We start from the raw sequence: 21,565 nt of genomic DNA, 5'->3' as shown, positions 1-21,565 counted from the left end.
AGAGCCTGTTGCCGGAGCTTTACAGAGCAATGAAAGCAATAGGAAGTCAGCCGTACCATAGTAGTCTGCGGCTGGGTAACGCCAGCTACACGGGGCTGAAATGCCCCACGGCGAAGGGTACGAGTCAAACTGATTTACAAATTTCACAAAACGAAAATCCAATAACTCCCTGAAAGATGGGTGACGAACTGCGAGGTGAAAGCCTTGTGCATTTGAACGTCAGATTTTCAACGGAAACGGAACTGAAAGCCATTCAGGATATGCTCTATGAGAAATCCGGGCAAGGCGTTTCGTTCACCGGGCTGGTGGAAGCAATGGCGCACGAAGTTACCATTGTGACCGCCGTCCATAACATCAAGTCCAACAAGGGCAGTAAAACCGCCGGAGTGGACAAGGTGAAAATGGACAACTATCTGCAAATGCCAAAAGATGAACTGATTTTATTGATTCAATCGTGTTTTCGCAAATATCAGCCCAAACCAGCCCGCCGTGAATATATCCCAAAAAGCAACGGCAAAATGCGGCCGCTGGGAATCCCTACGGTACTGGACAGAATCATACAGGAATGTGTGCGGCTCATCATAGAGCCGATATGCGAGGCGAGATTTTATCCGCATAGCTATGGCTTCCGCCCTTACCGGGCGCAAAAGCACGCAATCCGGGATATTGTCAATGTAATCAACGCCGGATGTAAATCCCCCGACCAGGCTGTGTGGGCAGTGGAAGGTGACATTCAAGGGTGTTTTGACAACATCAGCCATCGGATACTGCTTCAAAAGGTATGGCGAATGGGCATCCATGATAAACGGGTGCTGAAAATCGTCAGCCAAATGCTGAAAGCCGGGTATATTGAACGGGATTTGTACCATCAAACGGCAACAGGCACACCGCAGGGAGGAATCCTTTCCCCTCTGCTGTCGAACATCTATCTGAACGATTTTGACTGGTATGTGGGGCGGACCTATATGGAGCCGCATCGCAAATGCAAGCACAAATGCAACGATACACGCAGGCTGAAATGGGCAGGAACCACCCCAAAGTATAACTTCCGTTATGCCGATGACTGGGTGGTGCTGACTTCTACGGAAAAGGAAGCGTTCCGTATGAAGCGTGAGCTGACAAAATACTTTAGGCAAAAACTGAAACTGGAACTGTCGCAGGAAAAGACCTATGTAACCGATTTGCGGAAAGGAGGGATACATTTTCTCGGTTACATCGTCAAGGCGGAACGAAAGCGCAAAACACCGAACCCTGCAACGTGGACGGAACATCTGGTGGGAAAACCACTGCCGGATATGGAACGGCTGTCCAAGAAAATTGGCAGTTTGCTGGAACAGGTACACCGTATTGAACTGTACTCCAAACCAAATACACAGGCTGCCCAGATACAGTATGTGAATTCCATCATTCTGGGACTGGCGCAGTATTACCAGCCGTCCATCTGTTCGCACGCCTATCATGCAATCGACCGCAGGGTAAACAATGCAGCGCTGGCCGTTTGGAAAAAGCTGTTCCCGAAACAGTATAACCAGATGCAGGTTCCGCTGAAAACACTCTGCAATCTTCCGCACAGGCACGAAGGATATGAAAGCAAAACCTTTGCAATTCCCATCGAGGGAAAATGGTTTGGAATCACTTATGCGTTTATCACGCACAGCCGGTATGAGAGCAAACCGTTTGACCAGAAGATGACCCCTTACACGGCGGAAGGCCGCAGGCGGTACGTCAATTACCGAAACAAGCACAAACCGCTTCCCTGTGACCGGCCGTCCATTAACACCCCGGAGGACATTGCCCTTGCCTGCTATGCAGACGGAAAGGGCTGGAAGGCAAACTTTGAATACTTCATGAATCGGGAATATGCCTATAACCGGGATAAGGGAAAGTGCAAATGCTGTGGAAAACCATTTTCCATAACAGTTCCAAAACACTGTCACCATATCGACAACCAGCTTCCAATCGAAAGAATCAATAAGGTTCCCAATCTGGCATGGCTTTGCGAATCATGCCACCGCATGGTTCATAACAGCCCAATACCGCCTGAGCTGGACGCAAAGGCAGTGCGCAAAATTATGAAATACCGAGAAAAACTCAAATCGTGAAATTTGTGAGTACGCTGTACCCGTGAGGGTGCAGTGGTATTGAAATCTGAAGGAAGAAAGTAAATCAGTTTGATGGTAGGCCGGGTGCGCCGAAAGGTGCACGCCCGGCGTGAGGTGGGGGAAAATCCGGAGATTACTTCAAAGGATTACCTATCACCATTCTTTTTTATGACGAAAATGCGGAATGTAGGCGGCATTGCCCAGACCGAGGCGCAGAAAAGTTCCGACCTCTTTATGAAGTGTCAGTATCTGGACGAGCTGACCGGCGGGCGCGGTGTGATCTTTGCCACCGGCACCCCCATCTCCAACAGCATGGTGGAGCTTTATACCATCCAGCGTTATTTGCAGTACCGCACCTTGCAGGAAATGGGCCTGATCCACTTTGATGATTGGGCATCCAACTTTGGGGAAACCGTCACCGCCATCGAGTTATCGCCGGAGGGCAGCGGCTACCGCGCCAAGACCCGGTTCGCAAAGTTTTACAACCTGCCGGAGCTTATGAGCGTATTCAAACAGGTGGCTGATATTCAGACAGCGGATATGCTGCACCTTCCCGTACCAAAAGCCAACTTCCACACCGAGGTCATCAAGCCCTCGGAAATCCAGCAGGAGATGATACAGGGACTGGCGGAACGGGCAGAAAAAATCCGTAGCGGTGGTGTCGATCCCCATGTGGACAATATGCTCCGCATCACCAATGACGGCAGAAAGCTGGCCCTGGATATGCGGCTCATTCAGCCGCTGGCCCCGGATGACCCAAATGGCAAAGTGGCTGTCTGCGCCCGTAATGTTTACCGCATCTGGGAACAGACGAAAGAAAAACGCTCCACTCAGCTTGTGTTCTGCGACCTGTCTACACCTACCACGGACGGCTCGTTCAGCGTTTACGACGACCTAAAAAAGAAGCTGTTGGACGCAGGCATCCCGGTGGACGAGATTGCCTTTATCCACACAGCAGATTCAGAGGCCAAAAAGAAAGAGCTGTTTGCAAAGGTGCGCGCCGGTCAGGTGCGCGTTCTCATGGGCAGCACCCAGAAAATGGGTGCCGGAACCAACGTCCAGGATAGATTGATTGCCCTGCACGATCTGGATTGTCCCTGGAGGCCCAGCGACCTTCAGCAGCGGCTTGGAAGAATTGTCCGTCAGGGTAACGAAAATGAGGAGGTGGAGATCTTCCGCTATGTAACTGAGGGAACATTCGACGCTTATTTGTACCAGCTCGTCGAGAACAAGCAGAAGTTTATCGCTCAAATCATGACCAGCAAAGCCCCTGTCCGCGTGGCGGATGATGTGGACGAAACCGCCCTGAGCTATTCTGAGATCAAGGCGCTGGCCACCGGCAACCCACTTATTATCGAAAAATGCAATCTGGATATGGAGGTGGCAAGGCTGAATATGCTCAAGGCCAGCCACTTGAATCAGGTGTATGCTTTGGAGGAACTGGTACACCGCAAATATCCGGCAGAGATCACCCGATTGGCAGAGAGAATTGCAGGCTATGAAAAAGATGTGGAGCTGGCGAAAGCCCATCCGAAAGCGCAAGAGGGATTCTGCGGCATGGAAGTGGAGGGCAAACACTACACCGAAAAAGAGGATGCAGGCAAGGCGATCATCGACGTCTGCACGAAGATGACCGGCTCCGATGCTGTCCTTCTGGGGCAGTACCGGGGCTTCTCTATGGTGCTGGCCTTTGACGGGATGAGCAACGAGTACCGCATCACGCTGAAAGGCACCCTGTCCCATACGGTGACGCTGGGTGCGGATGTGTTCGGCAACATCACCCGCTTGGACAACGCGCTGGAGAATCTGGCTGGAAATCTTGATGCAGAGCGAGCCAAACTGGAGGAAGCCAAAGTGCAGCTTGAAAATGCCCGCACCGAACTGGCAACACCGTTTGCCCGTGAGGAGGAGCTGACCGAGAAAACCGCACGTTTGAAAGAACTGAACATCCTGCTTAATATGGATGAGAAGGACAAAACGCTGATTGACGAGGCTCCCGATGAGGGCGAGGAACCGCCCATGCGAAAGGCAGTAGGGCTGGAACGATAGCCTGTTCCCTGCACCGACTGGAAACGTTCCAGTCGGTGTTTACATAAGAAAAACTCCCCTATACAGCCACTTTCTTGAAAATGAAGCTGTATAAAGGAGTTTCTCTTATGATTTTGTTTCTTTGCTGCTCATCATGCGGAGGTGTTTATCCCGGCGCAGAGTGTCCTTCAAAGAAGCGACCATATCCTTTATGATACGAATTTCATATTCATCGCAATCTTCCAGCAGAAACGCAATATCTTTTTCAAACTGCGCTTTTGCCATGACGATGTTGTCGCAGAGAAGGTCATCACTGGTGACAGACAGCACATTTGCAATGGCGATGATTGTATTCAGGCTAACGCGGGTGGTGCCGGTTTCAATGTTGCTCAAGTGTGAGGGAGAGAGTTCAATGAGTTCGGCAAGGCGCTCCTGCGTTAGGTCAGCCTTGATACGGGCAATCTTGATCCGTTTGCCGATTGCTTTATAATCAAGTTCCATATTGCGCCCCCTTTACTGCAAAATTTACACAATAGTATTGTAACTACGGGAACAGCATATTATAATGGGCTATATCCGTAGTCTACGGATATAGCCCAAGTTATCAGGAAAATAGGTGATTTTTATGACCGTCTGTACTTTCGCCGGTCATCGGGAGGTGTTTTTATCGTCTGTCAATCAGGATATAGACCATACTCTGTCAGAATTGGTACAGTCAGAAGATGATTATGTGTTTTATTCCGGTGGGATGGGCGACTTTGATTTCATGTGTGAGGCAGCCGTCCGAAGGCTGAAAAAGCGGTGTCCACACTTGAACATTCAGCTAAATCTGGTACTTCCCTACATGACCAATCAGATCAACCGAGATAAGGAATACTACGAGGAAAGATTTGATGATATTATCATTCCAATGGAACTGATGGGGGTTCACCATAAAGCCGCCATCAAAAAAGGAACCGTTGGATGGTAGACCGGTCAGATGTAGTGTTATCATATATCTATCGTGATTTCGGCGGTGCCTTTGACACTGTAAACTATGCCTTGCGTCAGGGCAAGCACGTTTTGAACCTTGCAAAGATGGACTGAAATCGCACATTTGATATTATTTCTGTGGGCGGGTATAGTATAATAAAAACCGAAAAGAGGTGACTTCCATGAGTGAACAATATACGCCCATTATAGAGCGTATTTCCGAAGCATTTGATGAAATTGACAGCGATCTGATGCTTGAGCTGACCGCTGCCGATCAGGAATATTCCGATGTGAAGCATAAGATGAGCGACATGAGGCGACAACATCCTTTTATCGACGAGTTGCTGGAGGGCGATGGCGAAGTACAGATTACCGCCCAAGAACATGAGGTCTTAAATCAGTATTTCCGTCTGTATTTGCAGGCCGACAACATGGAGCGCAAGCACATCTACTTCCGGGGCCACACGGATGGCTTTTCCTATCTGAAGAAAATAGGAGCATTCAAAACAGAATAATTCTTTCGGCGGTATGGAAAAATCCATGCCGCTTTTTATGTATCAGTTTCTATGCCTCAAAACGGCTTTCCAGGAAAGTTTTTACGGATGACAAGTAAAAACTTCTGGATTTCCCAAAGTTTTTGGCTGTCAAACGCATTATGGGGAAAGAAAATACACAACACAATATTGATATTTTAGATTATGTTGTGTATAATAAAGATGGGTGATGAGATTGAATTTAATAATAACCACCATCTTACAGGAAAAAGAACGCATTGATCGGATGCTGAAAAAATATCAGGAGGAGTTAGAAAAACTCCCCAAAGGAACGCTTTCTGAAAAGAAAGCCGGACAATCCACCTACTTTTATTTGAAGTATCGCGATGGAAAAAAAGTCATCTCTCAATACATCCCCAAAAAGGATGTAGAGGATGTGCGGAAACAGGTGGAAAAACGCAGACATATCGAAACAATGATTCGGTCTTTGCAGGAAGAACGTGCAATTGCCGAGCAAGCATTGGAGGGACATATATGATTTTATATCATGGCAGCAATGTGATTGTTGACCGGCCTAAACTCATTCAGCAAAACCGCTATCTGGATTTTGGGTTTGGTTTTTATACCACGACGAACAAGGCCCAGGCGATCAGCTTTGCTGATAAGGTTACAAAGCGCCGGAAAACTGGACAAAGGGCGGTAAGTATCTACGAGATCGACGAGGCGGTTGCTTTTTCGGAATGTTCGATCCTTCGCTTTGATGAACCGAACGAGGCGTGGCTGGACTTCGTATCAGACAACCGATCCGGTAATTATGAGGGGGAAGCCTATGATTTCATCTTTGGGCCTGTGGCTAATGATGATGTGTACCGGACATTCACACTCTATACTGCTGGAGTGCTGACGAAAGAGCAGACATTGGATCAGCTTAAAATCAAGAAGCTGTATAATCAGTTGGTATTGACTTCGGAGAAGGCACTGTCCTATCTGCACTTTGTCGGTACAGTATCGGAGGAGGAATTTTGATGGTAGATAAAAAATTTGAAGCAATTTTGACCCTGCTTGTTCCGCAGGTTATCAATCTGATTTGTGAAAATTATCCGTTGGATGAAATGACAGCATCCAGGGAGTTTTATGAATCGAAAGTCTATTCCTTGTTGGAGCAAGAGGACACAAAGCTGTGGCATTTCAGCCCGCTTACCCTGTTCAATATGTTTGACGAGGAAAAAAGAACAGGAGATTTCCAAATGCCAGAGGAGGTATAACCATGAGCAGGCAAGGTGATTTTCTCATTTATTGCGTGGAAACCTATAAAAATGCCAAGCATTTGACAGGCAAACAGGTAGCCGATCTATTCACCCGCTATCGCGTATGGGAGTATGTGTACTCCTGCTTTGAAGCTCTGCATACCACGGGAGCCAACTATATCGTAGAGGACATCGACCTCTATATCGAGGCCAGGAAACCTGCTATGGCGTAAAGCTATCATCGAAACTGCATATCCACCACCAAGAACTGCATATAAAATTCAAAACTATATGCAGAAAAGCCGATTGGAGCAATCCAGTCGGCTTTTTACATATCACAGAAACAGCCCCCTTTACATAGTCAGCTATCCCAAGCGGATGGCAAATCCACGGCTATGGAAAGGGGGCTATTTTTATGCCTTACTACGACTCGGAAGCGATTGAACGAGCGCGGCAGGTGGACTTGCTCACCTATCTGCAAACCTGTGAACCCCAGGAACTTGTCCATGTGTCCGGCAATGTCTACTGCACCAAGACCCATGACAGTCTGCGGATTTCCAACGGCAAGTGGTGCTGGTTTTCCCGTGGAATCGGCGGATACAGCGCCCTGGACTATCTCATCAAGGTCAATGGGTATTCATTTATGGACGCAATGGAAACCATCACCGGCAGGGCGGCAATCAAGCCGCCTTCTTTTGTGCCAGCGCCTAAAGAGGAAAAGCCCAAGCACCTGCTTTTGCCGCAGGCCGCGCCGGATAACCGGGCTATGGTGGACTACCTCAAAAAAAGAGGGATCGCCCCGGAGGTGATTGACTACTGCATCCAGACCGGGCGGCTTTATGAGAGCCGGAACAAGGGCCACAGCAATGCCATTTTCGTGGGCTTTGACAAAGACGGAAAGGCGCGGTTCGGCTGCCTGCGTGGGATTGGGGAAGGGCGCTTCCACGGCGATCTGAGTGGCAGCGACAAGCACTATTCCTTTGCCCTGCCCGCCTGCGTGGACAATCCGGCGGTTCACCTGTGTGAATCCGCCATTGATGTGATGTCTTATGCGACCCTCTGCAAGCTGGACGGCACCGACTGGCGGCGTCATAATCTGCTGTCCCTGGCTGGGATTTATCAGCCGAAAAAGGTGTTGGCGGAAAGCAAGCTGCCCGCTGCCCTCACCCGGTTTCTGGAGGATTATCCATCCGTCAAAACCATCTATCTGCACCTGGATAACGACGGCCCCGGCAGACTGGCAACAAAGGCAATCATGGCGGTCATTCCCAAAGAATACGAAGTCAAAAACCGCCCGCCGCCCACCGGCAAGGACGTGAACGACACCCTTTGTCACCGGCTTGGGATTCCCATTCGGTGCAGCAACGGAAAGGAGCAAGAACGATGAAAGAGTATGATGTGACCATTACCGAAACGCTGGAGATGACAGTTTCCGTGGAAGCGGAGAGCCGTGAGGAGGCGCAGCAGATCGCCTCGGACAACTGGAAGAACGGCGACTATATCCTGGACGCCGACCACTTCAAAGACGTGACATTCCGCACCAAAGACCGGAACCGTGAGCGGGACGAGCGGTGAGATTCTTTTTTCGCCGTGAAGGATTCCCCGCAGGGGAATGGAATGTGTATGTACCAGCAAGCATCGCCGTTTGGGGACAAACGGCAGCTTGTTAGGGGGAGCACCCCCTAATACCCCTTTTGCAGAATGGAGGTTTTCATGGAAGGATTGTTTTTTGTCATTGGTTTTCTGCTGGGCAGCCTGAGTGGGATTACCCTCATGTGCCTGGTGCAGATCAACCGCATTGGAAAGGAGGACAACAATGAGTAAGCGTAATATCGAAATTAAGGTACGCCTCAACCGCAAGGAGGCCGAGGCCCTGAACAAGCGCGTGAAAAAGAGCAGGCTTTCCCGCGAGGCGTATCTGCGTCACCTTATCAGCGGCGTGGTTCCCCAGGATGCACCGCCCCCGGACTACTTTGACTTCATGCGGGAGCTGCACGGCGTAGGAAACAACCTCAACCAGATCGCCCAGAAAGCCCATGTGCTGGGTGTCATTGATGAGCGCCGCTATGATGAAGAAATGCGGAAGTTCGATCAGCTCGTCAGGGACATCACCAAAGCTGTGATCCTGCCCAGACCGATGGAGTAAGCTATGGCCACAACATCCATCTGGCGGGTGGGCGGCTGGCTGGGAAAGGTGGTCATCTATGTAGAAAACCCGGACAAGACAGAAAACCCCGCCGCTTATGAAAAGCCGGATATGGAAGGGCGCGATGCCCAGGGCCTCTCGGATGTCATCGAATACGCTGTCCAACAGCAAAAGACGGAAAAAGTCGCAGCCGATGACGAAGGAATCGCCATCATGCAGCGGTTTGTGTCCGGGGTGAATTGCAGCCCCTCTACTGCCCGCGACGAGATGATCGCAGTCAAAAAGCGGTTCGGCAAGGAGGACGGCACGGTGGCCTATCATGGCTATCAGAGCTTTGCCCCCGGAGAAGCTGACCCACAGACCGCCCATGAGATCGGGCTGAAGCTGGCCAAAAAACTGTGGGGTGAAAAATATCAGGTAGTGGTTGCCACCCATCTGGATAAGTCCAATCACCTGCACAATCATTTTGTGGTCAACACCGTGTCCTTTGTGGACGGCATCAAGTATCACCGCACCGAGAAGGACTACTATGATATGCAGCGGGAATCTGACCGGCTGTGCCGGGAGTATGGGCTGTCCGTGATTGAAAATCCCCAGCGTGGGAAGTCCCAGCACTATGGAGCGTGGCGGGCCGAACAGGAAGGCCGCCCCACCTATCTGAGCCTTCTCAAAGCAGATGTGGATACTGCCATTCGTCAGTCAATGACGGAGCGGCAGTTTTTTTATCATCTGAAACAGATGGGCTACGACATCAAAGTGGGCAAAGACATTACCCTGCGCGCACCCGGCAGAGAGAACGGCAGAAAGCTGTGCCGCAATCTGGGCGAGGAATATTCCCTGGAAAGCATCCGCAGGCGGATACTGGCACAGAGCCATCCTCAAAGGACGTACAGGCCGAAGCCACAGCGGTGCAGGCTTCATGGCGATTTGAAGCAAGCCAGAAAAGTGACAGGCTTTCGCGCCCTCTATTTTCATTACTGCTATCTGTTGGGCGTATTTCCTCAAAAGCAAAACCGGCAGCCCCGGCGGGTATCTCATGCTTGCCGGGAGGATTTGATCCGGGCGAAAGAATTGACTGATGAGGCGCGGCTGCTGTCCCGTCACCGCATTGACACACTGGAACAGCTTACTGCCCATCGGACAGGTGCGGAGTCGGAAATGAACGCGGACATTGAGAAGCGAAAAGCCCTGTACCGCAGGCTGCGTACCAAAGAGGTACGGTCCGCCCCTGAACAGCAGGAGCAGATCAAAGCAGAAATTGCCGTCCTTTCCGGGCGGATCAAGGAACTGCGAAGGGAGGTGAGGTTATGTGAGGATATAGCAGTACGCTCCCTTTCCATCAAGGAAAAGATCAAGGCCGTCCGTGAGGAAGCATGGACGGAACAAGGAACCCGTCAGGGGCCGGAACAAGGTCGTGCGGGTATTCCAGGAAGGAGATGATTTTCTATGTATAGCTCAGGCGATGCAGCGGAACAGGTTGTGCGGATGAGCCTGGAGGGTGCCGAATTCGCCCTCAAGATCAGCGGTTCTGCCGCAAAGAATCTTGCCGCCGCCCTGTATACGGTCATGAAAGACCAGAAAAAGACCAAAGGCAAAGCCCGCATCGAAACCATGCTGAGGGAAAAGCGCCCTATGACGGTCTACACCATCAAGAAAGAAGATGCCCCGGAGTTTGCACGGCAGGCCAAAGGCTACGGCATTCTCTATGCGCCCATTCCGGTCAAAAAGGATGACAACACCATCGACATTCTGGTATTCGAGGATGATGCGGCCAGAGCCAATCGAATCGTGGAGAAGTTCAATCTCACTGTGGTGGATACGGCGTCCATCAAGGAGGACATCCAGAAATCCCGCGAACAGCGCGGCAGCGAACCGGCAGCACCGGAGCAGGCCACCCCGGAAAAAAGCCAGGACGACAAACTGCTGGACGAATTGATGGAGAAGCCTTCCCAAAAAGAAAAGGCAGAGCCGGAACACCCTGTGGCGGAGAAAACGGATTCTTTTACTCCGGCGGCGGAAAAATCCCATCCGTCCGCGCCTATCTCCGAGAGCAGCAGCAAGTCCGCAAGGGGTACTTCTGACGGGCCGGAGAAACCGTCTGTCCGCCAGGAGCTGCGGGACATTCAGGCCCAGCGGAAGAAGGAAGCGGAAGTAGCAAAGGCAGAAGAACCTTCTGTATCCAAGAAAGCGGCACAGAAAACCACCCAGCACCAGCCGCCCAAAAGCAAAAAGAAACCCAAATCGAAAGAGAGGTAAACGCTTATGAACAACTTTGACGATCTGTTTGAACAGCAGCCTCAAAAGGAGGCCGCGCCCCAGAAGCGGGAAGAACAGAAGGAACGCCCCAAGCGCCAGTGGTGGCAGATCCGCGAGGAGAAGCAGCGCAAGGAAGCCTATGCTTCTCTGGATAAGATTTTTGGGGCGTTTGCGGAAGGCAACGGCAACATGGAGGCATATCTGGACGTGCAGAGCCGGTTTCCCTTCCACTCTGCCCGCAACGCCCTTTTGATCGGCGCACAATGCCCCCAGGCGCAGCGCGTTGGCGGCTATAAGGAATGGACTGCCCAGGGCATTGAGATTCTGGAGGAAGAAAAGAGGCTTCCGATTATCATTCTGGAACCGGGCAAAGCGTACCGGAGGGATGATGGCTCCATCGGCCAGAACTTTTATGCCAAAGAGGTTTATGACATTTCCCAGACTTCGGCGCAGGGCCAGCACCAGCCCCAGGTCACCTATGATGACCGGCTGCTATTGAAAGGGCTGATCGCCAGCTCTCCGGTGCAAATCCGGGCGGTGGACGAACTTCCCCAGGGGCGCGGCGCTGTGTTCTCTGAGGAACAGAACGCCATTCTGGTCAAGAAAGGAATGGACGCGCCGGACATCTTCCGCTGTGTTTCGCTGGAGATTGCCAATGTCCAGCTTGCCAGAAGCAACGAAGGGTATTCCAGAGAAGCGGACGGCTACAAAGCCTACGCCGTCAGCTATATGCTCTGCAAGCGATACGGCATTGAGGCCAAAGGCTATGACATTGCCCGTCTGAACAGCGTTTTCAAGGGCCAAGACCCCAGAGAGGATGTTCCGGCAGCCCTCAGCGATATGCGGGAAACCTTCAAGTCGCTGAACGGACGCATGGCCAGAGCGATGGGGCTGACCCGCGACACCAAACAGAAGGAACCGGAACGGTAAAGGAGGTTTGAGTGATGGAAAGACAGGATAAAGTCGTACTCACGCTGGACAGCTATGAGCATGGTATCATGATCCGCGCGCTCAATGAGCTACGCAACGATATGCTGGAGGAACAGCGCGACCCCGGCCCGGTGGAGGATGTGCTGCTGAAAACCATTGACGCCCCTGCACAAAAAGACAAGAAAGCGAAGCGCCGGGATGAAGCCAGATAACAGGACGGGCGGCCCCTGGCTCTATGCGCTGGGGCTGATCCCGGTCATCTGGTTCGCCCTTCTGATTGCGCCGTCTGTTTCCGGTGGCCTTGCGGAGATTATGAACGGCCTGCCTGCGGCAATGAACAATCCATTCAAGCTGATGTGGTGTGAGGACAGCGTAAAAACTGTCCTCATTTTTATTGCCGCCTATGGGCTGGGAATCGGGATTTATCTCTCATCTCGGCGCAATTACAGACGGGGCGAAGAACACGGTTCGGCCAAATGGGGCGACGCCAGAGCCGTGAACAAGAAGTACCGGGCGAAAGACCCGTTTCAAAACCGCATCTTCACCCAGCACGTCCGCATGGGACTGGACGGCAGGAAGCACCGCCGCAATCTGAACACCCTGGTGGTGGGCGGCAGCGGTGCAGGAAAAAGCCGGTTCTATGCGAAAGTCAACCTGTGCCAAGCCAACACCTCGTATTTTGTGCTGGATTGTAAGGGCGAGCTGCTCCGGGACTGCGGCACCTTGCTGGAACGGCAGGGCTATGAAATCCGCATCGTTGACCTTTTGAACATGGAGAAAAGTCATTGCTACAATCCCTTCTCCTATTTGAAAAATGACAACGACGTGCAGAAGATGGTGACGAATCTTTTTAAGGCCACCACGCCAAAAGGCAGCCAGTCCAACGACCCTTTCTGGGATACGGCAGCTTCCATGCTCCTTCTGGCGCTGGTCTTTTATCTTTGGTACGAAGCGCCGGAGGATGAAAAAAACTTTCCGATGGTCATGGAAATGCTTCGGGCCGGTGAGGTGCGGGAGGATGATGATTCCTACCAATCCCCGCTGGATGAGCTGTTTGACCGGCTGGAAATGCGCTCGCCCGATCACATCGCGGTGAAGTATTACAAGGACTATCGTTCCGGCTCGGCCAAGACGCTGAAATCCATCCAGATCACGCTGGCATCCAGGCTGGAGAAGTTCAACCTCTCCTCTGTTGCGGCTTTGACTGCTACGGATGAACTGGATTTGTCCAGCATGGGAGAGAAAAAAGTGGCGCTCTTTGCGCTGATCCCGGACAACGATGCCAGCTTTAACTTTCTGGTGAGCCTTTTGTACGCCAGCACCTTTCAGGAGCTGTTCTACTCGGCTGACCGAAAACACGGCGGGAGCTTGCCTGTACCGGTGCATTTTCTCATGGACGAGTTCGCCAATGTGAGCTTGCCGGATGATTTTGACAAGCTGCTGGCTACCATGCGTTCCCGAAATATCTCGGTGTCCATCATCATCCAGAACATCGCGCAGTTAAAGGCATTGTTTGAAAAACAGTGGGAATCCATTATCGGCAACTGCGATGAATTCCTGTACCTGGGCGGCAATGAAACCAGCACCCACAAGCTGATCTCCGAGAACTATCTGGGAAAAAGCACCCTCTGGCTGGACACCTATGGTAAAAGCACCGGGCATTCCGGCAGCTACTCCACCAACAACCAACTGACAGGCCGTGAACTGATGACGCCAGATGAAGTCCGTATGCTGGACAACAATCTGGCGTTGCTTTTTATCCGAGGCGAAGCGCCGCTGATGGACGAAAAATACGACCTGCTGAAACATCCCAATGTCAAATACACCACAGACGGCGGCGCGCCTGCTTATACGCATGGCAGCACGGAATATGCCGTGGCCGGTCTTTCGGTCAGCCGCCTGACACCCGCCGATCTTGCCAATGTGCAGGAACCGGAAACAACCTATGAGCTTCTGTCCGATGAGGACATGGAGAATATTTTCCAATTCAAGGAGGAACCGCAAAATGAAACTGTTTAACAAGAACAACAAGCAGAATAAGGAAACCCATCGCCTGCCTATGAGCAAAAAGAGCAAACGTGCCTTTGCTGTGTACGCGGCGCTGGTGCTGATGTTTGGCTGCTTTACCACCACGGCTTTTGCCGCCAGCGATCCCTTGACGGTCATCAACAATCTGTCCGAATTCATCTTCGGCCTGATCCGCGCCATCGGCATGATCCTGCTGGGCTTCGGCATCGTGCAGGTCGGCTTGTCCCTCAAGTCCCACGACCCCAGCCAGCGCGCCAACGGCTTCCTCACTCTGGCCGGCGGCGTTATCATCACCTTTGCAAAGGAGATTTTGACCCTGATTACCGGCTGATTCAAAACGGCAGTCTGGGGGCGGGCCGATTGCGGCCTGCCCCTGACTTTGCCGGAAAGGAGGTTTTTCGATGTCCGATAACTGGGTAGTACAAAATCTGCAAAACGCGCTGGATACCTGGAACAAGTACCTGACGGAGATCTGGCAGCTCATCACACAAAGCCCGGAGCAATTCAAGGGCGGCACCATTTGGAGTGTCATCGTCAACAACCACGATGCGGTGCGCGCCATCGGCCTGGCGCTGCTGGTGCTGTTCTTTGTTGTGGGAGTGATGAAAACCTGCGGCAGCTTTGCCGAGGTCAAAAAGCCGGAACACGCGCTCAAGCTGTTCATCCGGTTTGCCATTGCCAAAGGCGTTGTCACCTATGGGCTGGAATTGATGATGGCCCTGTTTAACATCGCACAGGGGCTGGTCAGCACTATTATGAATGCTTCCGGCTTCGGCTCCGCCCAACAGACGGTTTTGCCGCAGGAGATTATCGACGCGGTAGAAAGCTGCGGTTTCTTTGAGAGCATCCCCCTCTGGGCGGTAACGCTCATCGGCGGGCTGTTCATCACCGTACTTTCCTTCGTGATGATTATGACCGTCTACGGGCGATTTTTTAAGCTCTACCTTTACACCGCCATCGCGTCGGTGCCTTTGTCCACCTTCGCCGGAGAACCGAGCCAGAACGTGGGCAAGAGCTTTATCAAAAGCTATGCGGCGGTTTGTCTGGAGGGTGCCATTATCGTGCTGGCCTGCATTATCTTCTCCCTGTTCGCTGCATCTCCGCCAGCCGTTGATCCAAATGCGGCGGCTGTCACACAGGTGTGGAGCTATGTCGGGGAGCTGCTGTTCAATATGCTCGTCCTTGTAGGCGCGGTCAAGATGGCAGACCGTGTGGTGCGCGAGATGATGGGCCTGTAAAGGAGGAAGATATTGTGGAAGTTAAGATCAATCGAGAAATCCGTAATTACACGGAGAGTATGTTTTTTGGGCTGTCCATGCGGCAGTTCATCTTTTCGGTACTGGCCTGCGGTGTAGCCGTGGGCCTTTACTTTATCCTGCGTCCCTACTTCGGTGTGGAAACCCTTTCCTGGATGTGCATTTTGGGCGCGGCCCCCTTTGCCCTGCTGGGGTTCATCACTTATCATGGCATGACGGCGGAGCAGTTCATCTGGGCATGGCTGCGCTCGGAGATGTTGGAACCAAAAGAACTTAAGTTCGAGGACAGCAACTATTACTATGCGGCCCTCAAAGGAACTATCGAGGAATTGCAGAGTGGTAGCTCCGGCAGAAAACGCAAAAAACAACCGAAATATCTGAGCAAACGGAAGGAGGAAAAGCATGATTAAAACCATCAAAACAATGGCCAAACAGGAAAAGGAACGCTACAACGTCCCGCGCAAGGTGCAGGATGTGATCCCCGTCCGCCGTATCTGGCCGGACGGCATTTTTCTTGTGGGGACGAAATTCACCAAGACCTATAAGTTCACCGACATCAACTATCTTGTGGCCAGCCGCGAGGACAAGGAATCCATGTTCCTGACTTATTCGGAGCTGCTGAACTCTCTGGACTCCGGCGCGGTGACGAAGATCACCGTCAACAACCGCCGTATGAACAAGGCCAACTTTGAGCAGTCCATCCTCATGCCCATGCAGGGGGATTTCCGTGATGAGTATCGCCGGGAGTACAATCAAATGCTGCTGGATAAGGCCACCGGTGCAAACGGAATCACGCAGGAGAAGTATATCACCATTTCCGTGGTGAAAAAGGACATTGAAGAAGCCCGTGCCTACTTTGCCCGTGTGGGGGCTGACCTTGTTTCTCACTTTGCGGCGCTGGGTTCCAAATGTGTTGAGCTGGACGCCACCGAGCGTCTGCGTATCCTGCACGATTTCTACCGTCAGGGCGAGGAAGCCGAGTTCCGGTTCAATGCCCGCGAGATGATGAAGCGCGGCCATGACTTCCGCGATTATATCTGCCCGGACGGGATTGAGAAGAACAGCGACTATCTGAAGCTGGGCGAAAAATACTGCCGCGTCCTGTTCCTCAAGGATTACGCCAGCTATATCAAGGACAACATGGTGACGGAGCTGACGGACTTCAACCGGAACATGATGCTCTCCATCGACGTTGTGCCGGTTCCCACCGATGAGGCCGTCCGCGAGGTGGAAAACCGGCTGCTGGGCGTGGAAACCAACATCACCAACTGGCAGCGTCGCCAGAACGCCAACAACAACTTCTCTGCGGTGGTGCCGTATGATATGGAATTGCAGCGCAAGGAGAGCAAGGAGTTTCTGGACGATCTCACCACCCGCGATCAGAGGATGATGTTCGCCGTCATCACGCTGGCCATCACCGCCGACACCAAAGAACAGCTTGACAGCGATACTGAGGCGGTTCTCTCTGTGGCCCGCAAGCATATGTGCCAGCTTGCCACATTAAAGTTCCAGCAGCTCGACGGCCTGAACACCGCGCTGCCCATTGGGGCGCGCAAAATCAATGCGTTCCGCACCCTTACCACCGAGAGCCTTGCGGTGTTCATTCCCTTCAAAGTGCAGGAGATTCAGGACAAGGGCGGCATCTACTTCGGAGAGAACGCAATTTCCCACAATCTCATTATGTGCAACAAGGCAAACCTTTTGAATCAGTCGGCTTTCCTGCTAGGTGTACCGGGAGCCGGTAAATCCTTCAGTGCCAAAGAGCTAATTGCATTTTTGATGCTGCACCCAGACTATGCCAACGATGATATTCTGATTTGCGATCCTGAAAACGAATTTGGTGCGCTGTGTCAGGCGCTGGGCCGGGACATGGCTTCCGTGATTCACATGGCTGCGGGTGGCAAAGACCGTCTGAACGCCATGTATATGGTAGAGGGCTATGGTGAGCAGAATCCCATCGTAGAAAAATCTCAGTTCATCATGTCCCTCATCGAGCAGATCGACAAGACCGGCGTGGGGCCGCAGCATAAGTCCATCATTGACCGCTGTACCGCCCTGGTGTATCAGGACGCAGAGCGCACCGGAAGGATTGCCACGCTCTGCGATCTGCGCAAAAAGCTGCTGGAGCAGCCGGAGGAAAAGGCAAAGGATATTGCCCTTTCTCTGGAGCTGTTTACCACCGGTTCGCTGGACATCTTCGGACGGGAAAGCACCGTCGATCTGGATAAGCGCGTGGTGGTGTTCGACATTCGCGGTCTGGGGCAGCAATTAAAGCCCACCGGCCTGCTGGTCATTACCGACACCATCCTCAACCGCGTTACCCTCAACTGGAAACGGGGCAAGCGCACCCATGTGTTCCTCGACGAGTTCCATGTGGTGTTTGAGAACGAGCAAAGCGGCGTGTTCTTCAACTCCGCGTGGCGTCAGTTCCGCAAGCGCGGCGCTTATCCCACCGCTATCACTCAGAACGTGGAGTACCTGCTGGACTCCGTGCAGGCCAGCACCATGCTCTCCAACTCTGAGTTTATCGTCATGCTCAATCAGGCGGCCTCTGACCGGGAAAAGCTGGCCAAGCTCCTCAATATCTCCAAAGAGCAGATGAGCTACGTCACCAATGCAGACGCAGGCTGCGGCCTGATCCGGTATGGCAGCGCCCTGGTTCCGTTTATCAACCGGTTCCCCCGCGACACCAAGCTCTATGAGTTGATGACCACCAAACCCGGCGAGGGTGTGTTCGGTGGTGAAAAGGAGGCAATGTGATGGGCGCACAGAACATCCGTTTTGCATCCGAGGAACACAGGGACTTCTTTTTGTCCATGATGTCCAAGTCCCGGCACAATGACAGCTATCACCGTTCCTTTTTCTATGTGATGGGGATTGCCCCGGAAACACGAGCCAATATCCAGCAGATGTTCAATTTCAAGGAAGACTGCATCGAGCCGGATGGAATGAACGGCGGCTGGCAGACCAGCAGCACCGTCCGGGTGTGCCGTCTGGCCTTTAACCTCTGGAATGGTTATACCGACCCGGAGCAGAGCAACGCTTTTTCCCCGGAGGACTTGTTCTGCTGTGAGTTTGCGCCCTACTTCATGGAGGGCATCAAAATCCGTTATCCCGAATACTGCCGGGAACTTCCGCCCGTCAAAAGGCAGGCGGAACCGGCACGATAAACACAGGAGGGCAGACATGAAAAACGAAATGAAAACCAAAATGATGATTGCTGGGGCGGCCTTTTGTGCCGCCCTTTTCCTTTTCTCCGGCTTTATGCTCTGCCGGGAATATCTCGACCAGAAGCAGAGCGCCGAAGCCTTTGACGCTGTGGCAGAGCTGGTGAAAGATGAGCCGGAACTGCCCGCCCTGGAACTGGAAAACGGGCAAGAGCCGGTGCAGGAGGAAGTGACGGCCTTTGAAAAGTATGCCGATGTGTATGCCCAGAACAGCGATCTGGTGGGCTGGGTATCCATTGAAGGGACGCAGATTGACTATCCCATCATGCAGACAAAGGACAATCCGAACTTCTATCTCAAGCGCGCCTTTGATAAGTCGTACAGCAGTTACGGTGTGCCGTATATGCAGGAAAACTGCGACATCGGTATATCTGATAATCTGGTACTGTACGGCCACCACATGAACAATGGCTCCATGTTCTCCGACCTTTGCAAGTACGAGAGCGAGGACTTCTATCAGGAGCATAAAATCATCCACTTTGATACGCTGGAGAGTTTTGGAGAGTATGAAGTGATTGCCGCCTTCAAAACGGTGGCTTATTCTCAGGATGGATTCAAGTATTACCACTTTGTCCGGGCGGAAAGTGCCGAGCAGTTTGACGAGTACATTGCAAAATGCAAAGAACTGGCCCTCTATGACACCGGCGTAACCGCTGAATACGGCGACAAGCTCATCACCCTTTCCACCTGCGAGTATTCCCGGACAAACGGGCGGATGGTTGTGGTGGCAAAGCTGCTGGAGGAATAAGGGCTGCCCTGCCCCGGAAAGGAGGTGAACCCCATGAGCAAGGGTATCAAGACAAAGACCACCATAAAAGATGTAAAAGCACTGGATAAAGGTGCCGTAGCTGCCGAGCGAATGAAACAGGCATTTATCCGCACCAAAGACAAGGCAGAACATGGGCTGTATGCAGAGGAAAATTCCCCCGGTGAATATGCGGCTGATCGTGTTTCCTATGGTGTGGACAGTGCCACCCATGAGGCAGTCCACCAATTTGATAAGCAGGGCCGCAAGGGAGTACAGACCACCAAAGAGAATCTCTCTAAGGTCAAGGAGAACATCCAAAAGCGGAAATTTGCCGCTGAACAGCCTAAAAAACAAGCAGAAAAGAGGGCGGCACAACAAACTGGGCAGCCTGCTGGTCACTGGAATGGGCGACAGGCGGCGGATACTATTTCTGAGCCGGTTAAGGCCGCTCATCAGGAGCGCAGCGCCATTAAGACGCTGGATCGCGGTCAGAAAGGTATCAAGACGGTGGATCGAAGCAGAAAGACCATCAAACAGACTTCATCCACCGCCAAAGGCACTGTAAAGACCACCAGCAAATCTATCAAAACAGCGGAAACCACCGCAAAGGCCAGTATCAAAACCAGCCAGCAGGCGGCAAAGGCAGCCCAGCAGACCGCCATTGCCACAGCCAGAGCCGCCAGAGCTGCGGCCCATGCCGCCCGTGCAGCAGCCATTGCCACGGCCCACGCCATCAAGGTAGCGGCCCACGCCATCAAGGTAGCGGCTCACGCCACAGCAGCAGCGGTGAAAGCCATCATTGCAGCGACAAAGGCTTTGATCGCGGCCATTGCTGCCGGAGGATGGATCGCGGTGGCAGTGGTAATCGTCATTTGTATGATCGGTATGATTCTTGGTTCCTGCTTTGGCATTTTCTTTTCTGGTGAGGACTCTGGCACCGGGCAGACCATGCAGACCGCTGTGCGGGAAATCAACACGGACTATCAGGACAGGCTGGATGAGATCAAAGCATCCCACAGCTATGATGTTCTGGAGATGTCCGGTTCCCGTGCCGTATGGAAGGAGGTTCTGGCGGTTTATGCCGTCAAGACAACCACTGATCCGGATGCTGCCCAGGAAGTCGCCACAATGGATGATACCAAGAAGCAGCTCCTGAAGGACATCTTTTGGGAGATGAATGAGATCTCATCCAGTACGGAAACCCAGAGCGAAACGGTGATTGAAACCTCGGATGACGGAAACGGCAATATCGTGGAAACAGAAACCACAGTTACGAGGACATACCTCTATATCACCGTCAGCCACAAAACTGCCGAGGAGATGGCCGATCACTTTGGCTTCAATGAGGATCAGCGGGAACAGATGGCGGAGCTTCTGGCTGATGAAAACAATCCTCTCTGGTCACAAGTCCTCTACGGCATCAGCGGAGGTGACGGCGAGATCGTCACCGTGGCACTCTCTCAGGTGGGGAATGTCGGCGGTGAGCCGTACTGGAGCTGGTACGGTTTCAGCTCTCGTGTTGAATGGTGCGCCTGCTTTGTGAGCTGGTGTGCCAACGAGTGCGGTTATATCGAGGCGGGCGTCATTCCGAAGTTTGCGGCCTGTGCCTCTCAGGGTGTGCCGTGGTTCCAAGAGCGGGGACTGTGGCAGGACAACAGCTATGAGCCGCGCCCCGGCGACATTATCTTTTTCGATTGGGATGATGGCGGCCAGGATGGTTCTTCTGACCATGTGGGCATTGTGGAGAAGGTGGAGAATGGCCGTGTCTACACCATTGAAGGGAACTCCGGCGATAGCTGCCGCCAGAACAGTTACCCGGTTGGTTATTATGAGATTTATGGGTATGGAACCCCAGCGTATTAACTGCCCAAAAAGAAAAGACCCAGCCGCAAAACGGCTGGGTACATAATGAACTATTGTAGCACTAAAAGCGGGTAAATATATATATCAGCTTGACTTTTTCAAATATCATTTATACCAACTCTTACAAATATAATACTTATGGAGAAATGCCATGAATAATTTACCGCAAATTCCCAATGCTGAGTTTGAAATTATGAATGTCATCTGGAAAGATACTCCTATCAGTACGAATGATATTGTTGAGCGTCTTTCTTACAATAAAGTATGA

The 21,565-nt window shown here is 52.2% G+C and carries 24 protein-coding genes and 1 pseudogene; 24 read left to right on the top strand and 1 reads right to left on the bottom strand.

The window, feature by feature from the left end; genetic code table 11:
• The first annotated feature begins 176 nt into the window (after positions 1 to 176).
• Together ltrA and H9X86_RS01580 are read left to right on the top strand one after the other, a co-directional pair.
• Positions 177 to 2,102, top strand: a complete 1,926-nt coding sequence (gene ltrA, locus H9X86_RS01585) for a group II intron reverse transcriptase/maturase (RefSeq protein WP_207752576.1) — start codon at positions 177 to 179, stop codon at positions 2,100 to 2,102.
• 162 nt (positions 2,103 to 2,264) lie between these two features.
• A pseudogene (locus H9X86_RS01580) lies at positions 2,265 to 4,151 on the top strand (helicase-like domain-containing protein); the annotation flags it as partial.
• A 105-nt stretch (positions 4,152 to 4,256) separates the two neighbouring features.
• Here H9X86_RS01580 and H9X86_RS01575 read toward each other — a convergent pair.
• The gene (locus H9X86_RS01575) at positions 4,257 to 4,631 is read right to left on the bottom strand and encodes a helix-turn-helix domain-containing protein (protein ID WP_204899838.1); all 375 of its coding nucleotides are present in this window, start codon (positions 4,629 to 4,631) and stop codon (positions 4,257 to 4,259) included.
• A gap of 115 nt (positions 4,632 to 4,746) precedes the next feature.
• Between H9X86_RS01575 and H9X86_RS01570 the strand changes: the two genes are divergently transcribed.
• From H9X86_RS01570 to H9X86_RS01465, 22 genes are all read left to right on the top strand, one after another.
• Positions 4,747 to 5,100: a DUF1273 domain-containing protein gene (locus tag H9X86_RS01570; RefSeq protein WP_204899837.1), complete on the top strand. Its 354-nt coding sequence runs from the start codon at positions 4,747 to 4,749 to the stop codon at positions 5,098 to 5,100.
• A gap of 184 nt (positions 5,101 to 5,284) precedes the next feature.
• Positions 5,285 to 5,617, top strand: a complete 333-nt coding sequence (locus tag H9X86_RS01565) for a DUF6664 family protein (RefSeq protein WP_204899836.1) — start codon at positions 5,285 to 5,287, stop codon at positions 5,615 to 5,617.
• Positions 5,618 to 5,825: 208 nt separating this feature from the next.
• Positions 5,826 to 6,134, top strand: coding sequence for a DUF6788 family protein (locus H9X86_RS01560; protein ID WP_204899835.1), 309 nt, complete (start codon positions 5,826 to 5,828; stop codon positions 6,132 to 6,134).
• Complete coding sequence (locus tag H9X86_RS01555; RefSeq protein ID WP_204899834.1) at positions 6,131 to 6,622, top strand: DUF3990 domain-containing protein; 492 nt, start codon at positions 6,131 to 6,133, stop codon at positions 6,620 to 6,622. The genes H9X86_RS01560 and H9X86_RS01555 overlap by 4 nt, the downstream gene beginning before the upstream one ends.
• Positions 6,622 to 6,861, top strand: coding sequence for a hypothetical protein (locus tag H9X86_RS01550; RefSeq protein WP_204899833.1), 240 nt, complete (start codon positions 6,622 to 6,624; stop codon positions 6,859 to 6,861). The genes H9X86_RS01555 and H9X86_RS01550 overlap by 1 nt, the downstream gene beginning before the upstream one ends.
• 2 nt (positions 6,862 to 6,863) lie before the next feature.
• The gene (locus H9X86_RS01545) at positions 6,864 to 7,076 is read left to right on the top strand and encodes a DUF3791 domain-containing protein (protein WP_204899832.1); all 213 of its coding nucleotides are present in this window, start codon (positions 6,864 to 6,866) and stop codon (positions 7,074 to 7,076) included.
• Between the two features lie 182 nt (positions 7,077 to 7,258).
• Positions 7,259 to 8,230: a DUF3991 and TOPRIM domain-containing protein gene (locus H9X86_RS01540; protein ID WP_204899831.1), complete on the top strand. Its 972-nt coding sequence runs from the start codon at positions 7,259 to 7,261 to the stop codon at positions 8,228 to 8,230.
• Positions 8,227 to 8,418 carry a DpnD/PcfM family protein gene (locus H9X86_RS01535; RefSeq protein ID WP_204899830.1) on the top strand — a complete coding sequence of 64 codons (192 nt, stop codon included), beginning with the start codon at positions 8,227 to 8,229 and terminating at the stop codon, positions 8,416 to 8,418. Before H9X86_RS01540 ends, H9X86_RS01535 begins: the two co-directional genes overlap by 4 nt.
• Before the next feature lie 138 nt (positions 8,419 to 8,556).
• Positions 8,557 to 8,667, top strand: coding sequence for a DUF3789 domain-containing protein (locus H9X86_RS01530; RefSeq protein ID WP_148316359.1), 111 nt, complete (start codon positions 8,557 to 8,559; stop codon positions 8,665 to 8,667).
• Positions 8,660 to 8,989, top strand: coding sequence for a plasmid mobilization protein (locus H9X86_RS01525; RefSeq protein ID WP_154521674.1), 330 nt, complete (start codon positions 8,660 to 8,662; stop codon positions 8,987 to 8,989). Before H9X86_RS01530 ends, H9X86_RS01525 begins: the two co-directional genes overlap by 8 nt.
• Positions 8,990 to 8,992: 3 nt before the next feature.
• Positions 8,993 to 10,429, top strand: coding sequence for a relaxase/mobilization nuclease domain-containing protein (locus H9X86_RS01520; protein WP_204899829.1), 1,437 nt, complete (start codon positions 8,993 to 8,995; stop codon positions 10,427 to 10,429).
• Positions 10,430 to 10,435: 6 nt separating this feature from the next.
• On the top strand, positions 10,436 to 11,245 hold the full coding sequence (locus tag H9X86_RS01515) for a PcfB family protein (RefSeq protein ID WP_204899828.1): 810 nt from the start codon (positions 10,436 to 10,438) through the stop codon (positions 11,243 to 11,245).
• Between the two features lie 6 nt (positions 11,246 to 11,251).
• The gene (locus tag H9X86_RS01510) at positions 11,252 to 12,175 is read left to right on the top strand and encodes a hypothetical protein (protein WP_204899827.1); all 924 of its coding nucleotides are present in this window, start codon (positions 11,252 to 11,254) and stop codon (positions 12,173 to 12,175) included.
• Positions 12,176 to 12,189: 14 nt separating this feature from the next.
• Complete coding sequence (locus H9X86_RS01505) at positions 12,190 to 12,387, top strand: hypothetical protein (RefSeq protein ID WP_009258141.1); 198 nt, start codon at positions 12,190 to 12,192, stop codon at positions 12,385 to 12,387.
• Entirely contained in the window at positions 12,374 to 14,194 is a 1,821-nt protein-coding gene (locus tag H9X86_RS01500) for a VirD4-like conjugal transfer protein, CD1115 family (protein WP_204899826.1), read from the top strand. The genes H9X86_RS01505 and H9X86_RS01500 overlap by 14 nt, the downstream gene beginning before the upstream one ends.
• Entirely contained in the window at positions 14,181 to 14,534 is a 354-nt protein-coding gene (locus H9X86_RS01495) for a TrbC/VirB2 family protein (RefSeq protein ID WP_204899825.1), read from the top strand. The genes H9X86_RS01500 and H9X86_RS01495 overlap by 14 nt, the downstream gene beginning before the upstream one ends.
• Positions 14,535 to 14,604: 70 nt before the next feature.
• Positions 14,605 to 15,441 (top strand): VirB6/TrbL-like conjugal transfer protein, CD1112 family, encoded by an 837-nt coding sequence (locus H9X86_RS01490; protein WP_204899824.1) that lies wholly within the window; start codon positions 14,605 to 14,607, stop codon positions 15,439 to 15,441.
• A 14-nt stretch (positions 15,442 to 15,455) separates the two neighbouring features.
• Positions 15,456 to 15,869 carry a PrgI family mobile element protein gene (locus tag H9X86_RS01485; RefSeq protein ID WP_204899823.1) on the top strand — a complete coding sequence of 138 codons (414 nt, stop codon included), beginning with the start codon at positions 15,456 to 15,458 and terminating at the stop codon, positions 15,867 to 15,869.
• The gene (locus tag H9X86_RS01480; protein ID WP_204899822.1) at positions 15,862 to 18,219 is read left to right on the top strand and encodes a VirB4-like conjugal transfer ATPase, CD1110 family; all 2,358 of its coding nucleotides are present in this window, start codon (positions 15,862 to 15,864) and stop codon (positions 18,217 to 18,219) included. The genes H9X86_RS01485 and H9X86_RS01480 overlap by 8 nt, the downstream gene beginning before the upstream one ends.
• Entirely contained in the window at positions 18,219 to 18,629 is a 411-nt protein-coding gene (locus H9X86_RS01475; protein WP_204899821.1) for a DUF6075 family protein, read from the top strand. Before H9X86_RS01480 ends, H9X86_RS01475 begins: the two co-directional genes overlap by 1 nt.
• Positions 18,630 to 18,645: 16 nt before the next feature.
• Positions 18,646 to 19,434, top strand: coding sequence for a class B sortase (gene srtB, locus H9X86_RS01470; protein WP_204899820.1), 789 nt, complete (start codon positions 18,646 to 18,648; stop codon positions 19,432 to 19,434).
• A 33-nt stretch (positions 19,435 to 19,467) separates the two neighbouring features.
• On the top strand, positions 19,468 to 21,297 hold the full coding sequence (locus H9X86_RS01465; RefSeq protein ID WP_204899819.1) for a CHAP domain-containing protein: 1,830 nt from the start codon (positions 19,468 to 19,470) through the stop codon (positions 21,295 to 21,297).
• Positions 21,298 to 21,565: the final 268 nt, after the last annotated feature.

Origin of the sequence: Pseudoflavonifractor capillosus (assembly GCF_016902575.1) — a bacterium.
Classification (GTDB): Bacteria; Bacillota; Clostridia; order Oscillospirales; family Oscillospiraceae; genus Enterenecus; species Enterenecus capillosus_A.
This window is presented reverse-complemented; position numbering and strand designations above follow the sequence as displayed.

Coding starts and splice junctions, on each gene's coding strand:
- ltrA (WP_207752576.1), top strand. CDS start 177: ATGGGTGACGAACTGCGAGGTGAAAGCCTTGTGCATTTGAACGTCAGA.
- H9X86_RS01575 (WP_204899838.1), bottom strand. CDS start 4,631: ATGGAACTTGATTATAAAGCAATCGGCAAACGGATCAAGATTGCCCGT.
- H9X86_RS01565 (WP_204899836.1), top strand. CDS start 5,285: ATGAGTGAACAATATACGCCCATTATAGAGCGTATTTCCGAAGCATTT.
- H9X86_RS01560 (WP_204899835.1), top strand. CDS start 5,826: ATGAGATTGAATTTAATAATAACCACCATCTTACAGGAAAAAGAACGC.
- H9X86_RS01555 (WP_204899834.1), top strand. CDS start 6,131: ATGATTTTATATCATGGCAGCAATGTGATTGTTGACCGGCCTAAACTC.
- H9X86_RS01550 (WP_204899833.1), top strand. CDS start 6,622: ATGGTAGATAAAAAATTTGAAGCAATTTTGACCCTGCTTGTTCCGCAG.
- H9X86_RS01545 (WP_204899832.1), top strand. CDS start 6,864: ATGAGCAGGCAAGGTGATTTTCTCATTTATTGCGTGGAAACCTATAAA.
- H9X86_RS01540 (WP_204899831.1), top strand. CDS start 7,259: ATGCCTTACTACGACTCGGAAGCGATTGAACGAGCGCGGCAGGTGGAC.
- H9X86_RS01535 (WP_204899830.1), top strand. CDS start 8,227: ATGAAAGAGTATGATGTGACCATTACCGAAACGCTGGAGATGACAGTT.
- H9X86_RS01530 (WP_148316359.1), top strand. CDS start 8,557: ATGGAAGGATTGTTTTTTGTCATTGGTTTTCTGCTGGGCAGCCTGAGT.
- H9X86_RS01525 (WP_154521674.1), top strand. CDS start 8,660: ATGAGTAAGCGTAATATCGAAATTAAGGTACGCCTCAACCGCAAGGAG.
- H9X86_RS01520 (WP_204899829.1), top strand. CDS start 8,993: ATGGCCACAACATCCATCTGGCGGGTGGGCGGCTGGCTGGGAAAGGTG.
- H9X86_RS01515 (WP_204899828.1), top strand. CDS start 10,436: ATGTATAGCTCAGGCGATGCAGCGGAACAGGTTGTGCGGATGAGCCTG.
- H9X86_RS01510 (WP_204899827.1), top strand. CDS start 11,252: ATGAACAACTTTGACGATCTGTTTGAACAGCAGCCTCAAAAGGAGGCC.
- H9X86_RS01505 (WP_009258141.1), top strand. CDS start 12,190: ATGGAAAGACAGGATAAAGTCGTACTCACGCTGGACAGCTATGAGCAT.
- H9X86_RS01500 (WP_204899826.1), top strand. CDS start 12,374: ATGAAGCCAGATAACAGGACGGGCGGCCCCTGGCTCTATGCGCTGGGG.
- H9X86_RS01495 (WP_204899825.1), top strand. CDS start 14,181: ATGAAACTGTTTAACAAGAACAACAAGCAGAATAAGGAAACCCATCGC.
- H9X86_RS01490 (WP_204899824.1), top strand. CDS start 14,605: ATGTCCGATAACTGGGTAGTACAAAATCTGCAAAACGCGCTGGATACC.
- H9X86_RS01480 (WP_204899822.1), top strand. CDS start 15,862: ATGATTAAAACCATCAAAACAATGGCCAAACAGGAAAAGGAACGCTAC.
- H9X86_RS01475 (WP_204899821.1), top strand. CDS start 18,219: ATGGGCGCACAGAACATCCGTTTTGCATCCGAGGAACACAGGGACTTC.
- srtB (WP_204899820.1), top strand. CDS start 18,646: ATGAAAAACGAAATGAAAACCAAAATGATGATTGCTGGGGCGGCCTTT.
- H9X86_RS01465 (WP_204899819.1), top strand. CDS start 19,468: ATGAGCAAGGGTATCAAGACAAAGACCACCATAAAAGATGTAAAAGCA.